General features: G+C 64.0%; 13 protein-coding genes and 2 rRNA genes. All 15 read left to right on the top strand.

All coding sequences use genetic code 11. The features are described from left to right. Nucleotides 1–248: 248 nt before the first annotated feature. The 15 genes from RND64_RS12435 (at nt 249) to scpB (ending at nt 18,582) form a co-directional block, all read left to right on the top strand. Nucleotides 249–3,383, top strand: a 23S ribosomal RNA gene (locus RND64_RS12435). A 120-nt stretch (nt 3,384–3,503) separates the two neighbouring features. Beyond that, nucleotides 3,504–3,620: ribosomal RNA gene (gene rrf, locus RND64_RS12430) — 5S ribosomal RNA — on the top strand. A 138-nt stretch (nt 3,621–3,758) separates the two neighbouring features. Beyond that, on the top strand, nt 3,759–5,963 hold the full coding sequence (locus RND64_RS12425; protein ID WP_049700749.1) for an HAD-IIA family hydrolase: 2,205 nt from the start codon (nt 3,759–3,761) through the stop codon (nt 5,961–5,963). A 12-nt stretch (nt 5,964–5,975) separates the two neighbouring features. Further along, nucleotides 5,976–6,236 (top strand): hypothetical protein, encoded by a 261-nt coding sequence (locus RND64_RS12420; protein WP_049700748.1) that lies wholly within the window; start codon nt 5,976–5,978, stop codon nt 6,234–6,236. Between the two features lie 44 nt (nt 6,237–6,280). After that, on the top strand, nt 6,281–7,177 hold the full coding sequence (locus tag RND64_RS12415) for a TlyA family RNA methyltransferase (protein WP_049700747.1): 897 nt from the start codon (nt 6,281–6,283) through the stop codon (nt 7,175–7,177). Between the two features lie 36 nt (nt 7,178–7,213). Continuing rightward, nucleotides 7,214–8,278, top strand: coding sequence for an NAD kinase (locus RND64_RS12410; protein WP_049700746.1), 1,065 nt, complete (start codon nt 7,214–7,216; stop codon nt 8,276–8,278). Further along, nucleotides 8,278–10,101, top strand: coding sequence for a DNA repair protein RecN (gene recN / locus RND64_RS12405; RefSeq protein WP_049700745.1), 1,824 nt, complete (start codon nt 8,278–8,280; stop codon nt 10,099–10,101). Before RND64_RS12410 ends, recN begins: the two co-directional genes overlap by 1 nt. Before the next feature lie 92 nt (nt 10,102–10,193). After that, a complete protein-coding gene (steA, locus tag RND64_RS12400; protein ID WP_200903294.1) occupies nt 10,194–11,375 on the top strand; it encodes a putative cytokinetic ring protein SteA in 1,182 nt (393 codons plus the stop codon). Nucleotides 11,376–11,378: 3 nt separating this feature from the next. Next, complete coding sequence (locus tag RND64_RS12395; protein ID WP_049700743.1) at nt 11,379–12,314, top strand: copper transporter; 936 nt, start codon at nt 11,379–11,381, stop codon at nt 12,312–12,314. Nucleotides 12,315–12,506: 192 nt separating this feature from the next. Further along, nucleotides 12,507–14,261 (top strand): CTP synthase, encoded by a 1,755-nt coding sequence (locus RND64_RS12390; protein ID WP_049700742.1) that lies wholly within the window; start codon nt 12,507–12,509, stop codon nt 14,259–14,261. Then, entirely contained in the window at nt 14,258–14,911 is a 654-nt protein-coding gene (locus RND64_RS12385; RefSeq protein ID WP_049700741.1) for an NUDIX domain-containing protein, read from the top strand. Before RND64_RS12390 ends, RND64_RS12385 begins: the two co-directional genes overlap by 4 nt. Continuing rightward, the gene (xerD, locus tag RND64_RS12380) at nt 14,908–15,837 is read left to right on the top strand and encodes a site-specific tyrosine recombinase XerD (RefSeq protein WP_049700740.1); all 930 of its coding nucleotides are present in this window, start codon (nt 14,908–14,910) and stop codon (nt 15,835–15,837) included. Before RND64_RS12385 ends, xerD begins: the two co-directional genes overlap by 4 nt. Before the next feature lie 104 nt (nt 15,838–15,941). Then, on the top strand, nt 15,942–16,889 hold the full coding sequence (locus RND64_RS12375; protein ID WP_049700768.1) for a ParA family protein: 948 nt from the start codon (nt 15,942–15,944) through the stop codon (nt 16,887–16,889). After that, nucleotides 16,886–17,809, top strand: coding sequence for a segregation and condensation protein A (locus RND64_RS12370; protein ID WP_049700739.1), 924 nt, complete (start codon nt 16,886–16,888; stop codon nt 17,807–17,809). Before RND64_RS12375 ends, RND64_RS12370 begins: the two co-directional genes overlap by 4 nt. Continuing rightward, nucleotides 17,806–18,582, top strand: coding sequence for an SMC-Scp complex subunit ScpB (scpB, locus tag RND64_RS12365; protein WP_049700738.1), 777 nt, complete (start codon nt 17,806–17,808; stop codon nt 18,580–18,582). Before RND64_RS12370 ends, scpB begins: the two co-directional genes overlap by 4 nt. Nucleotide 18,583 lies beyond the last annotated feature (1 nt).

Raw genomic sequence — 18,583 nt, 5'->3', positions numbered from 1 at the left:
TATCGGGGTTCTGAGAGAACACACTGAGTTTTCTCTGTGCCCGTGATGCAGGTTGTCTCGTTGATCGTCGCTGTGATGGCGGCAGGAGAGAGAAGCGGTTACGGGTGTGTGTTGTTTGAGAAGTGCATAGTGGATGCGAGCATCTTTATTTTTGCAATGCATACAAGTTTTTTGGTTGTGTGTTTTGTCGAGTTTTTGTGTCTACATTCGTGCCTGCGCGTTGTGTGTGGGTGTGTTTGTAGGTGTTGTTGTAAGTGTTTTAGGGCGTTCGGTGGATGCCTTGGTACCAGGAGCCGATGAAGGACGTGGTAGGCCGCGATAGTCCTCGGGGAGTTGTCAAACGAGCTGTGATCCGAGGGTGTCCGAATGGGGAAACCCAGCACGAGTGATGTCGTGTTACCACCAGCTGAATGTATAGGCTGTGTGGGGGGAACGTGGGGAAGTGAAACATCTCAGTACCCATAGGAAGAGAAAACAATTGTGATTCCGTGAGTAGTGGCGAGCGAAAGCGGAGGAGGCTAAACCATGCGCATGTGATACCGGGTAGGGGTTGTGTGTGTGGTGTTGTGGGGTTCATCTTCTCCGATCTACCTGTCGGGGCGTGAGTGATAAATGCTGCATGTTAGGTGAAGTGGCCTGGAATGGTCTGCCGTAGACGGTGAGAGTCCGGTAGCTGAAAACGTGTGGTCTTGCGTGATGGGTGCCCAAGTAGCAGCGGGCTCGTGGAATCTGCTGTGAATCTGCCGGGACCACCCGGTAAGCCTGAATACTTCCTGGTGACCGATAGCGGACAAGTACCGTGAGGGAAAGGTGAAAAGTACCCCGGGAGGGGAGTGAAATAGTACCTGAAACCGGACGCTTACAATCCGTCAAAGCCTGCGAATCATTTGGTTGGTTGTGGGTGATGGCGTGCCTTTTGAAGAATGAGCCTGCGAGTTAGTGCTCGGTGGCAAGGTTAACCCGTGTGGGGTAGCCGTAGCGAAAGCGAGTCTGAATAGGGCGTGGAGTCGCCGGGTCTAGACCCGAAGCGGAGTGATCTACCCATGGCCAGGGTGAAGCGTCGGTAAGACGTCGTGGAGGCCCGAACCCACTTCAGTTGAAAATGGAGGGGATGAGTTGTGGGTAGGGGTGAAAGGCCAATCAAACTCCGTGATAGCTGGTTCTCCCCGAAATGCATTTAGGTGCAGCGTTCTGTGTTTCTTACCGGAGGTAGAGCTACTGGATGGCCGATGGGCCCTACTAGGTTACTGACGTCAGCCAAACTCCGAATGCCGGTAAGTGAGAGCAGGGCAGTGAGACTGCGGGCGATAAGGTTCGTAGTCGAGAGGGAAACAGCCCAGATCGCCGGCTAAGGCCCCTAAGCGTGTACTAAGTGGAAAAGGATGTGGGGTCGCGAAGACAACCAGGAGGTTGGCTTAGAAGCAGCCACCCTTGAAAGAGTGCGTAATAGCTCACTGGTCAAGTGATCCTGCGCCGACAATGTAGCGGGGCTCAAGTACACCGCCGAAGCCGCGGCACTCACATAAGCCCGCCCATGATCTACGGGTTGTGGGCTAGGTGTGTGGGTGGGTAGGGGAGCGTCCTGCATCCGTGGAAGCGCCCGTGTGAACGAGGTGTGGAGGGTGTGGGAGTGAGAATGCAGGCATGAGTAGCGAAAGCAGAGTGAGAAACTCTGCCGCCGAATGACCAAGGGTTCCTGGGCCAGGCTAATCCGCCCAGGGTGAGTCGGGACCTAAGGCGAGGCCGACAGGCGTAGTCGATGGACAACGGGTTGATATTCCCGTACCCGTGTATCCGCGCCCATGCTGAATCAGTTGTACTAACTGTCCAGATCCTCCGAGAAGGCCTTCGGGTCTCGAGTGGGGTGATGCACAGGACCTTGGCTGGTAGTAGGCAAGCGATGGGGTGACGCAGGAAGGTAGTGGTGCCAGGCGATGGTTGTCCTGGTGTAAGCCTGTAGGACGAAACATAGGTAAATCCGTGTTTCATCAAGTCTGAGAGGTGATGCGTAACCGTTGTGGTGAAGTCCATGATCCTATGCTGCCGAGAAAAGCCTCTAGTGAGTTGGTACACGGCCCGTACCCCAAACCAACACAGGTGGTCAGGTAGAGAATACTAAGGCGATCGAGAGAACTGTGGTTAAGGAACTCGGCAAAATGCCCCCGTAACTTCGGGAGAAGGGGGACCCATTCTGGTGACGACATTTACTGTTTGAGCTGGTGTGGGTCGCAGAGACCAGAGAGAAGCGACTGTTTACTAAAAACACAGGTCCGTGCGAAGTCGTAAGACGATGTATACGGACTGACGCCTGCCCGGTGCTGGAAGGTTAAGAGGACCGGTTAGTTCCCTTCGGGGGGCGAAGCTGAGAATTTAAGCCCCAGTAAACGGCGGTGGTAACTATAACCATCCTAAGGTAGCGAAATTCCTTGTCGGGTAAGTTCCGACCTGCACGAATGGCGTAACGACTTCTCTGCTGTCTCAACCACAGACTCGGCGAAATTGCAGTACGAGTAAAGATGCTCGTTACGCGCGGCAGGACGAAAAGACCCCGGGACCTTCACTATAGCTTGGTATTGGTGTTCGGTTCGGTTTGTGTAGGATAGGTGGGAGACTGTGAAGTGGGCACGCCAGTGTTCATGGAGTCATTGTTGAAATACCACTCTGATCGTATTGGACTTCTAACCTCGGACCCTGATCGGGTTCAGGGACAGTGCCTGGTGGGTAGTTTAACTGGGGCGGTTGCCTCCTAAAATGTAACGGAGGCGCCCAAAGGTTCCCTCAGCCTGGTTGGCAATCAGGTGTTGAGTGTAAGTGCACAAGGGAGCTTGACTGTGAGACGTACATGTCGAGCAGGGACGAAAGTCGGGACTAGTGATCCGGCACCAACGTGTGGAAGTGGTGTCGCTCAACGGATAAAAGGTACCCCGGGGATAACAGGCTGATCTTCCCCAAGAGTCCATATCGACGGGATGGTTTGGCACCTCGATGTCGGCTCGTCGCATCCTGGGGCTGGAGTAGGTCCCAAGGGTTGGGCTGTTCGCCCATTAAAGCGGCACGCGAGCTGGGTTTAGAACGTCGTGAGACAGTTCGGTCTCTATCCGCCGCGCGCGTTAGAAACTTGAGGAAACCTGTCCCTAGTACGAGAGGACCGGGACGGACGAACCTCTGGTGTGCCAGTTGTTCCGCCAGGAGCACTGCTGGTTAGCTACGTTCGGAAGGGATAACCGCTGAAAGCATCTAAGCGGGAAGCCTGTTCCAAGATGAGGTTTCTCACCCTCTTGAAGGGTTAAGGCCCCCTACAGACCATGGGGTTGATAGGCCAGAACTGTACGCCTAGTAATAGGTTTAGGTGACTGGTACTAATCGGCCGAGGACTTACCAACAACACCCAACACATCAACTTGTAATAAAGGTGTGTTCGCATCCACTATGACACTTCTGAAACAACACACGCAACGCTCACATAAAGAGCAACATTCTGCGTGGATGCTGTTTCATATTGTTTCGGCGGCTATAGCGGTGGGGAAACGCCCGGTCCCATTCCGAACCCGGAAGCTAAGCCCACCAGCGCCAATGGTACTGCACTCTAATCGGTGTGGGAGAGTAGGACACCGCCGAGCACAACATCCCAGTAATGCCCCGCACCCCCGTGGTGCGGGGCATTACTGCATTCACGGGCATTTACATTTCGCGCACGCGGGAGCTCCGGGTCGCGGTGGATTCCGCACCAAGACTCCGCAGGGCATAGATTGAGAGTCATGAACGATCGCGATCGGGGACAGGACAAACGAGGCCGAGGGCGTGGGTCGGACAATCGCGGACGTGGGCCAGACGGCCGTGGACGACCGTCGGATCGACGCGGTTCGGATCGACGAGGGCCCGAGGGCCGGCCTGCGGGTCCGCCGTTGCCCGACGACGTCGTGGCGTCGGACCTCGACCAGGAAGTACGCCGTGATCTGTTGACGCTCGACAAGGCGAACGCCGATCGGGTGGCGAGGCATCTGGTGATGGTCGCTCAGCTGCTCGATTCAGATCCCGAATTGGCGCTGGCTCATGCACGTGCGGCGCGGGAGCGCGCCTCGAGGGTCGGACTGGTCCGCGAGACCGCGGGAATCGCGGCCTACAACGCCGGCGAATGGCAAGAGGCTCTTACCGAGTTGCGAGCCGCGCGCAGAATCAACGGCGGCACATCGCTGCTGCCATTGATCGCCGACGCCGAGCGCGGACTCGGACGCCCAGAACGAGCTATCGAAATCGCTCGTAGCGAGGAGGGGCGCTCACTGACCGGCGACGAGGCGACGGAAATGCGCATCGTCGAGGCTGGCGCCCGCATCGATGCGGGCGAACCCGCGAAGGCGCTCGTGACCCTTCAGGCGGAGGATCTCGCACCAGGCCGGACCGGCACGATGGCAGCACGATTGTTCTACGCCTACGCGTCCGCGCTATTGGCTGCTGACCGTCGTGATGATGCGGTGACCTGGTACATGAACGCCGCAGCGGCCGACGTCGACGACGCCACCGATGCGGAGTTCCGCCTGATGGAGCTGTCGGAGGACATGAGTCCTGACACCACATCTGACGGCAATGCCTCGGCAGTGGAAGACGTCGACGTCGTCGGTGCCATTGATGAGACCGAAGGCGCTTCCGGTAATGGTGTCGGTGCCGCGTCGATAGATGGCTCGGGAGATAAGGACTCGGGAGATAGCTCGGTAGACGCCTCGGGAGATGACGTTGCCGAGTCGGAGACGACGTCCGTGCCTGCAGAAGTCCCACCCACGTCGAGTACAGAATCATCCGACGAGAAAGCGGCTTCATCGAGCACTGCATCGACGGCCACGGCTCAGGTTGCTCAACCCCCGGCACCGGCTGCTCAACCTGCGACGCCGGCAGCGTCCAGCGCGCCTTCGCCCGAGCCGCAGGCTCCGCCGCAAGGATCGTTGGTCGATCACTACGAGGCGCTGCTCCTCGACCTCGACGGCACCGTGTTCGCGGGCAAGGAGCCGACCCACGGAGCACGAGAGACCCTCGACGCTCTCGACCTTCCCCAGATCTTCGTCACCAACAACGCGAGCCGACGTCCGAGTGAGGTTGCAGCACATCTCAATTCGATGGGCTTCTCGGCGACCGAGGATCAGGTCGTGACGAGTGCTCAGAGCGCGGCTCGTCTGCTCTCTGAACACGTCGAGCCAGGCTCGCGTGCGCTCGTCCTCGGTACCGACGGACTGGCGCAGGAGGTGCGCGAGGTCGGAGTCGGTGTCGCCAGGAGCGCAGACGACCGACCTGCCGCCGTGATCCAGGGATTCTCTCCGGACACCAATTGGTCGACGCTGTCGGAAGCCGCGCTCGCGATCCGTGCGGGCGCACTGTGGATCGCCACCAATACGGACGCGACGTTGCCCTCCGAGCGTGGACTGCTCGTCGGCAACGGGTCACTGGTCGCCGCTGTCGCCAACGCGACCGGCGCCGAACCTCTCGTCGCCGGCAAACCCGCTGCGCCGCTGATGGCGGATGCGATGAAGCGCAGCGGGGTGACCAATTCGCTGGTCGTCGGCGATCGACTCGATACCGATATCCAGGGAGCGCATTCGGTCGGCCTCGACAGTGCGCTCGTCCTGACCGGTGTGAGCACTCCGAAGGATCTGCTGCTTGCACCACCCGAGCAGCGGCCGTCGCACGTGATCGACGACCTCACCGGCCTTCTCGATGATGAGGAAACCGTCCGGATCGGAGAACAGCCGGACTGGGACGTCGAGGTGTCCGGCGCGACCATCACGGTCAGTGCCACTGGGGAAGAGCCCGCGCACGAGGCGCTTCTGCCTGCACTCGCGCACGCCGCGTGGGCACTCCTCGATGGCCGGGACGTCGAAGCCGGGCCGGTTGACCCGTCGGATGTGGCGATCACCAGCGACGACCCGGACGTTCGGTCGCAGATCGACAAGCTCGGTGTCGGAGACCTGCGCTAGCGTGGTCGTGTCATGAACTACCAGCAACCGCAACACCCCGTCCCCGGAGCGCACCTGCGACCCGGGCCGCAATCGCCCTCGCCTGCTGACCTTGCGGCCGAGCCGCAGATTCCGGTCGCGGAGACGGTCGAGTCGCTGCTCGACGAGGTCGACCGTATTCGCGAGCAGGCAGGCGACACCTTCGATCTCGCGGCGCTCGCGCGGCAGAGTGAGCTGCTGGAGAAGGCTCATGACGTACTCACCTCAGCGTTGGCAGAGGTTGATCCTCGATGACGGCCGGCCTGTCGCGGGTGATCACACTGTTCAGGGTTCACTGAGTGGCTACGCGTGCACGGCTCGACGCCGAGCTCGTCCGCCGCAAGCTGGCCCGCTCGAGAGAGCAGGCTCGTGAGCTGATCGAGGCGGGGCAGGTCACCGTCAATGGGGTGCTTGCCGCGAAGCCCGCGACAAATGTGACGCGCGACACCCCCATCCTCGTTTCCGACGACGGCCCCCGCGACGACTGGGCGTCGCGCGGTGCGCACAAGCTGCTCGGTGCTCTCGAACGATTCGAGCCGCAGGGTTTGACCATCGCCGACAAGCGTTGCCTCGACGCGGGCGCGTCGACCGGAGGATTCACCGACGTTCTGCTTCGACGCGGGGCCGCCGAGGTTGTTGCGGTCGATGTCGGCTACGGGCAGCTCGTCTGGCGGCTCCAGTCCGACGACCGTGTCGACGTGCACGACCGTACCAACGTTCGTCACCTGAACGCCGACGACATCGGGGGACCCGTCGACATCGTCGTCGCCGATCTCTCGTTCATCTCGCTGTCGCTGGTCTTACCGGCGTTCGCTGCCAGTGCCCGACCGGGCGCCGACCTGTTGCCGATGGTCAAACCGCAGTTCGAGGTGGGTAAGGACCGGGTTGGCTCCGGTGGCGTTGTGCGCGACCCCGAGTTGCGCGCCGAGGCGGTCTACCACGTCGCGCGCGACGCGGCGAAGCTCGGTCTGGTCACCAGGGACGTCGTGGCGAGTCCGTTGCCAGGGCCGTCGGGCAACGTCGAATACTTCTTGTGGCTGACATACCGGCCGGCTGACCACCACGCGCAGCCCGACGTTCCGGCGGACGATACTGTCGGGGAGACTGGTGGCGGGGCAGACGAAGTCGCCGACATTGCGGATGATGCGCAGTTGCGGGGGATGATCCACCGTGCCGTCGACGAGGGACCTCGCTGAGCGTGCCCGCAGATCGGGAATGGTGAAAGGAACAAGGTGATCGACGAATCAGTGGTCGCCGTGTCCGGTCAGCGCGAGTTCATGGTGGTGGCGCACACCGGACGTGCTGTGGTGACCCGTACGGTCGAATCGATCGCACGCCACTGCGCTGCGGCTGGTGTTGGCCTACGCATCATCGACCACGACCTCACTGCCGACAACCCCGCGACGCAAGACGACGTCGACCTTCGCGGACGAGACGACAGGGAAGGTCACGACGATCCCGCCAACCGCGACCATGGCCCCACGCGGCCACCGAGCCATCCGCTCGACATCGACGGATTGCGCGAGCTCGGGGCAGATGTCACCGTCGCGACGGGCGACCCGGAATCGGCCGTCGGGTGCGAGGTGGTCATCGTGCTCGGGGGCGACGGAACGTTCTTGCGCGCAGCAGAACTCGCCTATCCGGCGGGTGTTCCGGTGCTGGGAATCAACCTCGGGCACATCGGGTTTCTCGCCGAGGCCGAGGCCAACCGCATCGACGACGTGATGGCGCAGCTCATATCGCGTGACTACCGTGTCGAACCGCGGATGACCCTCGACATCTCGATCAGCCATCCGACCAAACCGGACGAGGTGCGCCGTAGCTGGGCACTCAATGAGGTCGCCATCCTCAACCGAACCAACAACGGCGTGCTCGAGTTGGTGACCGAAGTCGACGGTCGGCCGGTATCCGCGTTCGGAGCCGACGGCGTGCTCGTGTCGACACCGACCGGATCGACTGCCTACGCCTTTTCGGCCGGCGGACCGGTGATGTGGCCCGACCTCGAAGCGATCCTGATCGTTCCGAGCAATGCGCACGCGCTGTTCGCCCGGCCGATGGTGACCAGCCCTCGATCGCGGATCGCGGTGGAAATCGACAAGCACGGACGGTCGGCGATCGCCCTGTGCGACGGCCGACGCCAGATCTTCGTCCCGGCCGGCGGCCGTGTCGAGGTGGTCCGAAGCGACCGATCGGTGCTGTGGGTACGCATCGATTCCGACCCGTTTGCCGATCGACTCGTCACGAAATTCGACCTGCCGGTGACCGGATGGCGCGGGCGGCAGGGTGAGGGGAAGTAGTGCTCGAAGAGCTGTCGATCTCCGGCCTCGGCGTCATCGATCAGGCCTCCGCACAATTCAGCCCCGGGTTCACCGTATTGACGGGCGAGACCGGCGCGGGCAAGACGATGATCGTCACCAGCCTGCGGCTGCTGTCGGGTGCGCGCGCCGACGCCGGAAGAGTGCGATCGGGGAGCCAGAAAGCGACCGTCGAGGGGCGGTTCCGACTCGCTGAGTCCGCCGACGATGCCACGCGTGCCGCTGTCGCCGACATCGTCGAATCTTCTGGTGCAGAACTCGACGACGACGGCTCGGTCATCGTGGTGCGCACCGTCGGCTCGGATGGTCGTTCGCGTGCACACCTCGGCGGGCGGTCGGTGCCGGTCGGCGTGATGGGCAGATTCACGGGCGCGTTGTTGACGATTCACGGCCAGAACGATCAACTTCGTCTGCTTCGTCCCGACCATCAGCGCGACGCCCTCGACAGTTTCGCCGGCGACAAGGCGGCCGCGGCGCTGAGGCGGTATCGCTCGGCGCGCGAGAGCTGGGTCGCAATACTCGACGAACTCGACGCACGCCGCGCCAACCATCGTGAACTCGCGCAGGAAGCCGACCGACTGCGCTTCGGCATAGACGAGATCGCCGCGGTCGACCCGCAGCCGGGAGAAGACGACGCGCTCGCCGACACCATCCGACGACTCTCCGATCTCGAGTCGATTCGTTCGGCGGCTGCGGGATCGCACGACGTAGTTGCGGGCGATAACGGTTCGCTCGTCGACGGTCTCGGGCAGGTTCGTTCGCTCCTGGAGTCCGCGGCCGACGCGCAACTGCGAACGCTCGCTGCTCGCGTGTCGGAGACGCTGACCGTCGTCACCGATATCGGCGACGAGTTGTCGTCGTTTCTATCCGGGCTGCCCAGCGACGCAGACGAACTCGAGAAGCTGCTCGCTCGCCAGGGTGAGCTGAAAGCCCTGGTCCGCAAGTACGCACCTGATATCGACGGCGTCATCGCGTGGCGCGAGACTGCGGAACGTCGACTTTCCGAAATCGACGACCCGCAGGGCTCGATCGACGAACTCGAGGCGGCGGCCGCGTCGGCGCGTGCCGACGTCGAATCAGCGGCGTCGACGCTGCGAACCATGCGTCGTAAGGCGGCGACCTCCATGTCGAGCAAGGTGTCGGCCGAATTGGCAGGCCTTGCCATGGGCGACGCCGCGCTGTCGGTGAACGTCATCCCCGACGTCGCGGCCCCCGACGATCGGCTGGCGATCACGGTCGATGGAGCCGCCGCGCACGCAGGTGCCGACGGCGCCGATCGCGTCGAGTTCGCCCTCGTCGCACATGCCGGAGCCGACCCCCTGCCGATCGCCAAATCGGCGTCCGGCGGCGAGCTCTCGCGACTGATGCTGGCCCTCGAAGTGGTTCTCGCAGAGCCGACGTCGGGATCGGTCATGGTCTTCGACGAGGTCGACGCCGGTGTCGGTGGCCGGGCCGCAGTGGAGATCGGACGTAGGCTCGCGGGACTCGCACGGGCCCACCAGGTCGTCGTCGTGACGCACCTTCCGCAGGTCGCGGCCTTCGCCGACAACCACCTGGTGATCGGGAAGACGTCGAAATCCGGCGATCGTGCGCAGACCAGCACACTGCGGCCACTCGACCGTGACGCGCGCATCGCCGAATTGGCGCGCATGCTCGCGGGACTCGGCGAATCCGACACGGGCCGGGCGCATGCTGAGGAACTACTGGCCACCGCTGATGGCGAGAAGGCTCACGCCGTCGGATCGTCGGCAGGTGAAGCGACGAGCGCAGCGACAAAAGCGAAGGGCACCCGCAAGAAGCGCTGAGACAGTTGGTACTCGTGTGACAAAAGTTGCCCATGTTGCGGCGCGCCTCCCCAAGGCTGCGCGGCGCACGGTCAATCATGTGGTGCATGAAGATGCCCGCACTGCTCGCACGTAACTCCGAAGAACTGCCTGGCGTGTCCGGTATCGCCAGGATCGACAAGAACACCCGCCGCCTCATCGACCGAGTCGGACCGGGTGACATAGCCATCCTCGACGAGGTCGACCTCGACCGCGTCACCGCCGACGCTTTGGTCGAGGCCAATGTCGTCGCCGTTGTCAATGCGTCCCGCTCCATCAGTGGGCGCTACCCCAACCTCGGACCGGAGGTGCTTGTCGGCTCCGGGATCGTCCTCGTCGATGAGGTCGGACCCGAAGTGTTCAAGCGCGTCAAGGACGGCGCGAAACTCCGGGTCGACGACGGCAAGGTGTTCGTCGGTGAACGACGCCTCGCGCGCGGCACCACGCTCGACGAGCACGAGATCGCCGACATGATGATCGAGGCAAAGACCGGACTCGTCGATCACCTCGAAGCCTTCTCCGGCAACACGATTGAGTTCATCCGGAGCGAGTCCCCACTGCTGATCGACGGTGTCGGCGTGCCCGACATCGACGCCTCGTTGGTCGGCAAGCACGTCGTGATCGTGGGCGACGGACCCGACCGCGCGGCCGATCTGCGCGCACTCAAGCCGTTCATCAAGGAGTACTCACCGGTGATCATCGGTGTCGGCGCGGGTGCTGACACGCTGACGAAAGCTGGGTACAAGCCCTCTCTGATCGTCGGCGACCCGGAAGAGATGAAGGTCGCGACGCTGAAATGCGGTGCGCAACTGGTGCTTCCGGCAGACACCGACGGTCATGCCGCGGGTCTCGAGCGAATCCAGGACCTCGGAATCGGGGCGACCACATTCCCCGCTGCCGGCGCGGCGTCGGATCTCGCTCTGCTGCTCGCCGACTACCACGGCGCCGACCTCATCGTCACCGTCGGCTATGGCGGCACCCTCGACGACTTCTTCGACCGCTCGCGGCGTGAGAGCAATCCGTCGACCTTCCTCACCCGAATGAAGGTCGGACCCAAGCTGGTCGACGCGAAAGCCGTTGCGACGCTGTACAGGAGCCGCGTGTCGGGGGCGGCCGTCGCCTTCGTTGTACTCGCGGCGCTGATCGCGGTGATCGCTGCGGTGATGTTGTCGAGCGCGGGCGGCGAAGTGACCGATTGGGTTGTCGCACAGTGGCATCAGCTCGTCGAGTGGGCCCGTGGGGTCTGGAACAGGTAGACAATGATTTCGGTTCGGCAGCATGCGATCTCGCTCGCCGCGGTGTTTTTGGCACTCACGGTGGGTTTGTTCATCGGCTCCGGTTTTGTCGGCGACAGAATGAATTCGTTGACAGGCACCAGTCGTGATCGCATCGGGGCGTTGCAGGACGAGCGCGATCAGCTCAACGATCAGCTCAACAGCGCCAACAGTTTTGACACCGCGATCACCGGACGGGTGATCGACGGAACGCTTCGTGGCCAGTCGGTCCTGGTGGTGACCGCGCCCGGCGCAGCAGACGCCGACGTCGCCGCCATCAAGGACGCGGTCGCAGGCGCGGGCGCCAAGGTGTCGGGTCAGATCGCGTTGACGCCACAATTCGTCTCCGATCAGAAATCCGAGCAACTCTCGACGATCATCGACCAGACGATTCCTCCGGGTTCGACGCTGCGTGCCGAACTGGTCGACTCCGGTGGCCGCGCGGGTGATCTACTCGGTGCTCTGACGCTCGACCGCGGCGGAAAGGGCGCAGCGTCGGCCGACGACCGGCGGACCGGACTCGAAGCGTTGCGCGACGGCGGGTTCATCGACTACGCCGGGGCGGGCTCGACACCTGCCGACCTCGCCGTCGTGGTGACCGGTGGCGGCTATCCCGAGGATTCAGGTGCGCAGGGACAACTCGTCGCCCGCTTTGCCGCGGCACTCTCGGGGCGTGGCGACGGGGGAGCGCTGCTCGGTCGGACGGGTTCGACTGCGGGCGGTTCGCCGATCGCCGTCGTTCGCTCGGACCCCGGTCTGGGCAACGCCGTCTCGACCGTCGACAACGTCGATCAGCAAACCGGGCGCATCACGTCGATCCTCGTCCTGCAGGAGGAGAAGGGCGGACGGACCGGCGCCTACGGCACCGGAGCAGGTGCCAAGGCGATCACCGTCGGGGCCACCGACCGACCGTCGACCTGACGCCGTCGGGGGCGGGGCGTTCCGACGGGGACGCCGCTCGCCCTGGCCGGTCGGCGGATCACGACGCGGATCACACCTTCGGCGAGCACGCTTCCGGTGTGGCGGAGCGGAGAACCGCCGATGGGTGTTACCCTGGAGTCCCGTAGGTCAACAGGTTTTCCGGCCTGATCCAGCCGACGGGAGAGACGGGTTTTGCGACCACTTCGCCACGTGCATGAAGGCACGAAGCACATATTCGTTACGGGCGGCGTCGCATCGTCGCTCGGAAAAGGTCTGACGGCGTCGAGCCTCGGCCAACTACTCACAGCGCGCGGTCTGCGCGTGACCATGCAGAAACTGGATCCGTATCTGAACGTCGATCCAGGCACGATGAATCCCTTCCAGCACGGTGAGGTCTTCGTCACCGAGGATGGCGCCGAAACCGACCTCGACGTCGGGCATTACGAGCGCTTCCTCGACCGCAATCTCTCGCAGTCGGCGAATGTCACCACCGGACAGGTGTATTCGACCGTCATCGCCAAGGAGCGACGCGGCGAGTACCTCGGCGAGACCGTCCAGGTCATCCCGCACATCACCGACGAGCTGAAATCGCGGGTGCTCGCGATGCGTGCGCCCGGCGACGACGGTGAGCCGCCAGACGTGGTCATCACCGAGATCGGTGGAACCGTCGGCGACATCGAGTCGCTCCCGTTCATCGAAGCCGCTCGCCAGATCCGTCACGACGTCGGCCGCGACAACGTCTTCTTCATCCACGTCTCACTGGTGCCCTATCTCGCGCCGTCGGGTGAGCTGAAGACCAAGCCGACCCAGCACTCGGTCGCCGCTCTGCGCAACGTCGGAATCCAGCCCGACGCGCTGATCCTGCGGTGCGATCGCGACGTGCCCGAGGGGCTCAAGAAGAAGATCGCGCTGATGTGCGACGTCGACATCGACGGCGTCATCTCCACGCCCGACGCCCCGTCGATCTACGACATCCCCAAGGTGCTGCACTCCGAGCAACTCGACGCCTATGTCGTGCGCAAGCTCGGGCTGCCGTTCCGCGATGTCGACTGGACCGTGTGGGGCGAACTGCTCAACCGTGTGCACGAGCCGCGTGAGACGGTCCGAATCGCGTTGGTGGGCAAGTACGTCGACCTGCCCGACGCCTATCTGTCGGTGACCGAGGCGATCCGCGCAGGTGGCTTCGCGTGGCGCGCCAAGACCGAGATCAAGTGGGTTCCGTCCGACGAATGCGCCACCGAGGCGGGTGCGCAGGCAGCGCTCGGAGACGTCGACGGCGTGTTGGTTCCCGGTGGCTTCGGCATCCGGGGGATCGAGGGCAAGCTCGGAGCGATCCGGTACGCGCGGCGTCGAGGCATTCCGTTGCTCGGACTGTGCCTCGGCCTGCAGTGCATCGTGATCGAGGCCGCACGCTCGGTGGGCCTCGAGGACGCGAGCTCGACCGAGTTCGATCCCGACACCCCGTTCCCCGTCATCTCGACCATGGCCGACCAAACCGAGATCGTTGCGGGAGAAGCCGATCTCGGCGGCACGATGCGGCTCGGTGCCTACCCGGCAACGCTCAAGCCCGACAGCATCGTGGCGGAGTCGTACGGCTCGACAGAGGTCTCCGAGCGCCACCGGCACCGCTTCGAGGTCAACAACTCCTATCGCGACAAGATCGCCGCGTCGGGTCTCGTGTTCTCGGGGACGTCGCCGGACGGTCACCTCGTCGAATTCGTCGAGTACCCGAAGTCGATTCATCCGTTCCTGGTGGGCACCCAGGCGCACCCCGAACTCAAGAGCCGGCCGACGCGCCCGCATCCGCTGTTCCGTTCGTTCATCGATGCTTCGCTGAAATACAAAGCGGCAGAACGGCTTCCGGTGGACCTGGGCGACTACGATCCTCCGCCCGCGGCGGCGGTCGAAGACGACGTCGCCGTCGAGGTCGAGGAACAGGACGCTTGAGCGAGAGCACCGGCCCCGGCGCCCACCACTTCGATGTGAAGTCGAGCCGAGTGGTCTACGACGGAGCGATACTCGCGCTTCGCCTCGACCAGGTGGAGATGCCGGGCGGTCGGGTTGCCGAACGCGAAGTCGTCGAGCATTTTGGTGCCGTGGCCGTCGTCGCGCGTGATGAGGACGGCAGGATTGCGATGGTGCGTCAGTATCGGCATCCTGTCGGCCGCAGGTTGTTGGAGATTCCCGCGGGGCTGCTCGACAAGGGTGGGGTAGAGCCGCCGCTCGCCGCCGCGCAGCGTGAACTCGCGGAGGAAACCGACCTGCGTGCGCAGCGGTGGCAGGTGTTGATCGACCTCGACCTCTCGCCCGGGTTCACCGACGAAGCGTTGCGTGTCTACCTGGCCGAAGAACTGTCGGAGCACCATGTGGCCGAACGCGAGGACGAAGAGGCCGATATGTCGTTGGAGTGGGTCGCGCTCGACGACGCTGTGTCGATGGTGCTGTCCGGCGACATCGTGAACGCGACCGCGGTGTCGGGGATTCTCGCGCTCTCTGCCGCGGATCGCACCGACACGCAGCTGCGGACACCGGATTCGCCGTGGCGCGATAAGCCCCACGCCTTCGCCGATCGCAAGGCGGGTCGGGCATCGACGTGACCGCCGGGACGCGTGTCGACGACGTGGTGTCGAGGTATCTCGACCACCTCACCGTCGAACGCGGCATGGCGCCCAACACGCTTGCGTCCTACGGTCGCGACCTCGACCGCTACCGGCGCTATCTCTCCGGCCGGGGGATCGTCGATCTCGCGGAGGTCACCGAGAACGACGTACGCGAGTTCCTCGTCGATCTGCGACGCGGCGACGAGCAGGCCGGGACAACACCCCTCGCTGACAGCTCGGTAGCACGAACGCTGGTGGCCACCAGGGGTTTTCACAAGTTCGCCGCTGCCGAAGGTGTCGTGCCCGCCGACGTGGCGCACGGGGTGCGGCCACCGCGTCCGGCGCGACGCCTCCCCAAGGCTTTACCCGTCGACGACGTCGTCGCGATCCTGGAAGCAGCGGGGGCGGGCGACCATCCGCGTGCCCTGCGTGACCGCGCGCTCCTCGAACTGCTCTACAGCTGTGGAGCACGCATCACCGAGGCGACGTCGCTCGACGTCGACGACCTCGACACCGATGCACGCACTGCCCTGCTGCGAGGCAAGGGCGGAAAGGAGCGACTCGTGCCGGTCGGCGGTCCCGCCGTCGGCGCCATCGAGGCGTATCTGGTGCGTGGCAGGCCCGCTCTGGTGACACGCTCGACGCCCGCGCTGTTTCTCAACGCGCGCGGCGGCAGGCTCACCCGACAGGGCGCGTGGCAGGTGCTCGCCGACACCGCGGAGCGGGCAGGAATCGGTACGGCCGTCTCACCGCACACCCTGCGGCACTCATTCGCGACGCACCTCCTCGATGGCGGCGCCGACGTGCGAGTGGTCCAGGAGTTGCTCGGGCACGCCTCTGTGACGACGACGCAGGTCTACACCCTCGTCACGGTCAACACGATGCGTGAGGTCTACGCCACGGCCCATCCGAGAGCGCGCTGAGCGTCGTGGAAGGGGCCCGTGCGGCGATGCTCCACGGCTTCGGTGCAGTGAACCATTAGGCTGACAAGCGGCGTCGATACGTGATCAGTGAGAAAGGCGGGTACGTGAGCACACCGAGTACACCGCGGTCGGGAGGTCATGCCGACGATCAGTACCGACTTCATGTGATGTCCGGCATCGACATCGACGAGGGCGATCATCCCGACGACGAGATCGGCCCGACCGGGCGTCCCTACCGCGACGTTCCGACGCCTGCGCCGCTCGACCGACACGGACCCGCGACCGTCATTGCCGTGTGCAATCAGAAGGGCGGCGTGGGTAAGACGACGTCGACGATCAACCTGGGTGCCGCACTTGCCGAGTACGGGCGACGCGTACTGCTGGTCGACCTCGATCCGCAGGGTGCGTTGTCTGCGGGCCTCGGCGTGCCGCATCACAAACTCGACGAGACCGTCTACAACCTGCTGGTCCCACCGCACGCCTCCATCGAGGATGTGCTCATGCGTACGCGCGTCGAGAACCTCGACCTCTTGCCGTCGAACATCGATCTGTCTGCCGCCGAGATCCAACTCGTCAGCGAGGTCGGACGCGAACAGGCACTCGGTAGGGCGTTGCACCCCGTCCTCGACCGCTACGACGTCGTGCTGATCGACTGCCAGCCGTCGCTCGGATTGCTCACCGTCAACGCCCTTGCCTGCGCCGACACCGTGATCATCCCGATGGAATGCGAGTACTTCAGTCTGCGCGGTCTGGCGCTGCTCACCGACACGATCGAGAAGGTGCGCGACCGACTCAACTTCCGTCTCACCCTCGGCGGCATCCTCGTCACGATGTTCGACGCCAGAACCCTGCACTCCCGCGAGGTCATGGCTCGCGTCGTCGAGGTCTTCGGCGACGCCGTGTACGACACCGTCATCGCGCGTACCGTGCGCTTCCCGGAAACCAGCGTCGCAGGTGAACCGATCACGTCGTGGGCACCGAAGTCCGCGGGCGCCAAGGCGTATCGCGCGTTGGCACGCGAGGTCATCGCGCGCAACGTCAAGCAGGCATGACCGAGACCGGCACCGCTGAGGCCGACGCCGCTGAGATTGCCAACTCGGAGGCCGGCACCGCCGACGTCGAGGCCCCAGAGGTAGGAACCCCAGAGGCAGGCACCACGGAGGCGGGGGCGACGGAGGCCGAGGAGCAGGGCTTTCGGGTCAAGCTCGCCAACTTCGAGGGTCCGTTCGATCTGCTGCTGAACCTGATCAGCCAGCACCGTCTCGACGTCACAGAGGTCGCGCTGCACGCGGTGACCGACGAGTTCATCGCGTACACGCGGGAGATGGGTTCCGAGCTCGGGCTCGAGCAGACGACCGAATTCCTGGTCATCGCAGCGACCTTGCTCGATCTCAAGGCGGCGAGGTTGTTGCCGACCGGAGAGGTCGACGACCCGGAGGATCTCGCGCTGCTCGAAGCGCGTGACCTGCTCTTCGCGCGACTCCTGCAGTACCGCGCGTACAAGCAGGTGGCCGCACTCTTCGGCGAACTCGAAGCCGCGGCACTGCAGCGGTATCCGCGCGCGGTGTCGTTGGAGCAGCAGTTCACCGACCTGCTGCCAGAGGTGACACTCGGCGTCGACGCGAACGGGTTCGCCGAGGTTGCCGTCGCGGCGTTGACCCCGCGACCTATCCCGACAGTCGGTCTCGATCACCTTCACGACATGCACAAGGTGTCGGTGCCCGGGCAGGCTCGACGCATGGCCGCGCTGCTGGCTGCCAAGCCCGGCGAGTGGCTGACCTTCCGCGCGCTCGTGGCCGACTGTGAGAACGGACTTGAGGTCGTCGGCAGCTTCCTCGGACTGCTCGAACTCTTCCGTGAGCGTGCGGTCACTTTCGAGCAGCCGGAGGCACTCGAAGAACTCCAGGTGTCGTGGACAGGCGAACGCGACCGCGACGAACTACGCATGGAGAAAGCAGAGGACTACGAATGACCGACATCGACGAGAATTCAGGCGGCCCCGACGCCGACTCGCCCGAGAGCGTTGCACCCGAGCAGACGGCACTCGACGTCGGCGACATGGTCGTCGACGAGGCAGACTCCGAACCAGTTCTCGACGACGCCCGCCTGCGTGCGGCGCTCGAAGCCGTGCTGCTCGTCGTCGACACGCCGGTGACCGCCGACGAACTCGCCTCGGCGGTCGGCGACAATCGCGCACGCGTGCATTCGACGCTCACCCAGATGGCGGCTGACCTGACCGAAGCGCGCAGCGGCATCGACCTTCGATTCGCCGGTGATGGTTGGCGGTTCTATACACGAGCCGAGTACGCGCCGTACGTCGAGCGTCTCCTCCTCGACGGGGCGCGTTCGAAACTGACCCGAGCAGCCTTGGAGACGCTCGCCGTCATCGCGTATCGACAGCCCGTGAGCAGGGCGCGCGTCAGCGCGATCCGAGGTGTGAACGTCGACGGCGTCGTCCGCACACTCGTCGCCCGAGGACTCATCAACGAGGTCGGGTCCGATACCGCGTCTGGTGCCACGACCTACGGGACAACCGAGCTGTTCCTCGAGCGTCTGGGGCTCGCGTCGTTGAGTGAACTACCCGATTTGGCCCCGCTGCTGCCCGACGTCGACCTCATTGACGACCTCGACGAAGAGCTCCTGTCTGACCCGCGATTCGCCAAACTGAGTAGTGGGCGTTCAGACTCAAAGGGAGACGACACACCCGACGCCTCGTCGGGAACCACAATCGACGACCAGGAATGAC

It is taken from the genome of Gordonia sp. w5E2 (genome assembly GCF_036540975.1).
In the GTDB taxonomy this organism is placed as follows: Bacteria; Actinomycetota; Actinomycetes; order Mycobacteriales; family Mycobacteriaceae; genus Gordonia; species Gordonia jacobaea.
This window is presented reverse-complemented; position numbering and strand designations above follow the sequence as displayed.

What these genes read in the sequence shown, in the direction of transcription:
- RND64_RS12425 (WP_049700749.1), top strand. Translation starts at nt 3,759, where the DNA reads ATGAACGATCGCGATCGGGGACAGGACAAACGAGGCCGAGGGCGTGGG.
- RND64_RS12420 (WP_049700748.1), top strand. Translation starts at nt 5,976, where the DNA reads ATGAACTACCAGCAACCGCAACACCCCGTCCCCGGAGCGCACCTGCGA.
- steA (WP_200903294.1), top strand. Translation starts at nt 10,194, where the DNA reads ATGCCCGCACTGCTCGCACGTAACTCCGAAGAACTGCCTGGCGTGTCC.
- RND64_RS12395 (WP_049700743.1), top strand. Translation starts at nt 11,379, where the DNA reads ATGATTTCGGTTCGGCAGCATGCGATCTCGCTCGCCGCGGTGTTTTTG.
- RND64_RS12370 (WP_049700739.1), top strand. Translation starts at nt 16,886, where the DNA reads ATGACCGAGACCGGCACCGCTGAGGCCGACGCCGCTGAGATTGCCAAC.
- scpB (WP_049700738.1), top strand. Translation starts at nt 17,806, where the DNA reads ATGACCGACATCGACGAGAATTCAGGCGGCCCCGACGCCGACTCGCCC.